Below are 2,462 nucleotides of genomic sequence, written 5' to 3' on the forward strand. Positions count from 1 at the left end.
TGGCACGCAGCGGCGTGATGCCGAACCTCGACCAGAAGCAGCAGGTCAAGGCGTTCAGCACCGGCCAGGCCGGGATGCTGCTCGAAAGCAGCTCCCTGCAGGGGATGTTCATGGCCGGCGCCAAGGCGAACAACTGGGAGCTCGACGCCACCCAGGAACCCGCGTTCGGCTCGAAGCCGGTCATCCCCACCAACTCGGGAGCGGCACTGGCGATCTTCAGTAAGGACCCGGCCAAGCAGCGCGCCGCCTGGGAACTGACCAAGTTCCTCACCAGCAACCGCGCCTACACCGAGATCTCCTCAAAGATCGGCTACCTGCCACTGCGGACCGGCCTGATCGACGACCCGAAGTACCTGCAGGCCTGGGCGAAGGCGAACCCGCTCATCAAGCCGAACCTCGACCAGCTCACCCGGATCGAGCCGTGGGAGTCCTTCCCGGGTGACAACTACCTCCAGATCTCCGACACGATGATGACCGCGGTCGAAAGCGCCGTCTTCACCGGCAAGGACCCCGCATCCACCCTGGCCGACGCGCAGAAGCAGGCCACCAGCTTCCTGCCCCGGAAGTGACCGCCGTGCCCGTCGTAAGCACCGTGAGCACCGGGAGCACCGGGAGCACGGCCACCGCAGCGAGCACCGAGACCGCCCCGGGCGCCGGCGACGGCGGGGCGCCGCAGGCGCGGCGCGCCCTGTCGCTGCCGGGCACGATCAACCTGCGCGACGTCGGCGGCTACCCGACTGTGCACGGACGCTCCCTGCGCTGGCGCACGCTGCTGCGCTCGGGCACGCTACGCGGGCTCGACGGCCGTGGGCAGGCCATCCTCGCGCAGATCGGGCTGCGCACGGTCATCGACCTGCGCGAGGACACCGAGGTGGCGCACGATCCGGACCAGCTCGGCCGGCTCGCCGCGACGCATCGGCGGGTGCCCGTCTACACCCTGCCGGTCGACCGGCACCAGACGGCCGGCGATCTGCGTAGCCTCTACGACCACGTCGTCGATCATCGAGGGGACCGCCTCACCGCGGCCATGCTCGCGCTCGCCGCACCGGGGGCACTGCCCGCGATCGTGCACTGCAGCGCCGGCAAGGACCGCACCGGTCTGGTCATCGCTCTGGCGCTGGACCTCGCCGGGGTGCCAGCCGAGGTGATCGCGCAGGACTTCGCGCTGACCTCGTACTTCCTGCGGGACGAGGCCGCGGCGGCCGTCCAGCGTATCTCCGCCCTGATGTCCACCGACGGCGAGGAGCTGCCGGCCTCGCTGATGGCAAGCCCGCCCGACCTCATCCTGCACGCTCTGGGCCGTATCCACGCCCGGCACGGGGACACCCACACCTACCTGCTCGCGCACGGGGCGACGGCGCACGCGCTGGACCGCCTCGTCGAGGCCCTGCTCGTGCCGGCGGAGGCCTCCGACGCCGGGCCGGATTCCGGTCCGGCGACCGCGGGCTGAACCCCAGCCAGTGAGCCGCAGGCCCGGAGTCCCTCCCCCTCGGGCCTGCGGCTCACCCCAGGCGCCACCCCGTCCGCTCTGAAGCCCGTCCGCCCTGAAGCCATCCCCTCCCGCTCCGAAGGACGTCCATGCCGATACTCTTGGACCCGACCGCGCACACGCCCACCCACATCCTGATCCAGATCAGTGACACCCACATCGTCCGCGAGGGTGAGCTGATGCACGGCAAGGTCGACACGTACGCCGCGCTCCGCACCGTGCTCGACCAGATCGAGGCGTCCACGCTGAAGATCGGTGCCCTGCTGCTCACCGGTGACCTCGCCGACCGCGGTGATCTGCTGGCCTACCAGCGGTTGCGTGACCTGGTCGAACCGGTGGCGGCGCGCTTGGGCACGCCCGTGCTCTACGGCGTCGGCAACCACGACTCGCGTGGCCCGTTCCGGGAGGGACTGCTCGGCGCGGAACCCACGGTGGAGGCTCACGACTACGTGCACTGGGTCGGTGACCTGCGGATCATCATGCTCGACACCACCGAACCGGGCGAACACAGCGGCTTCCTGAGCACCGCCCAGCTGCGCTGGCTCGCCGACGAGCTGGCCACCGCGGCCCCCGACGGGACCATCCTCGCCCTGCATCACCCACCCGTGCCGTCCCCGCTCGCGATGGTGAACTCGCTCCTGCTCGCCGAGCCGCAGAACCTCGCCGACGTGCTCGCCGGCAGCGACGTGAAGATCGTGCTGGCCGGTCACGCCCACCACGCGTCCGCGGGCGTGCTCAGCGGCGTTCCGGTCTGGGTGGCGGGTGCCACCGCCTACCGGCTACGCACCCTCGGCCCGGCCGACCGGATAACCGGCCTGGTCGGGGGCGAGTACACCCGGATCGACGTCTACCCCGAGGGTGCCGTCGCCACCGCGGTACCGATCGCCACCACCGAGGTGGTCTACGACATGACCCTCGACGAGGTCGTCCGGCTCGCGGCGGATTATCACTGACTCCGTCCGGCACCCACCCC

3 protein-coding genes are annotated in these 2,462 nt (G+C 70.9%); all 3 read left to right on the forward strand.

Features of this window, described 5'->3' with window-relative positions; all coding sequences use genetic code 11:
• A partial coding sequence (locus AC08OV_RS12330; protein ID WP_476619691.1) for an extracellular solute-binding protein occupies positions 1 to 569 on the forward strand: 569 nt, incomplete at its 5' end.
• A gap of 5 nt (positions 570 to 574) precedes the next feature.
• The gene (locus AC08OV_RS12335; RefSeq protein ID WP_476614867.1) at positions 575 to 1,450 is read left to right on the forward strand and encodes a tyrosine-protein phosphatase; all 876 of its coding nucleotides are present in this window, start codon (positions 575 to 577) and stop codon (positions 1,448 to 1,450) included.
• Positions 1,451 to 1,578: 128 nt separating this feature from the next.
• Positions 1,579 to 2,442 (forward strand): metallophosphoesterase, encoded by an 864-nt coding sequence (locus AC08OV_RS12340; protein ID WP_476619692.1) that lies wholly within the window; start codon positions 1,579 to 1,581, stop codon positions 2,440 to 2,442.
• Positions 2,443 to 2,462 lie beyond the last annotated feature (20 nt).

The sequence above is a fragment of the Frankia sp. CeTa3Moorea genome (assembly GCF_978021225.1).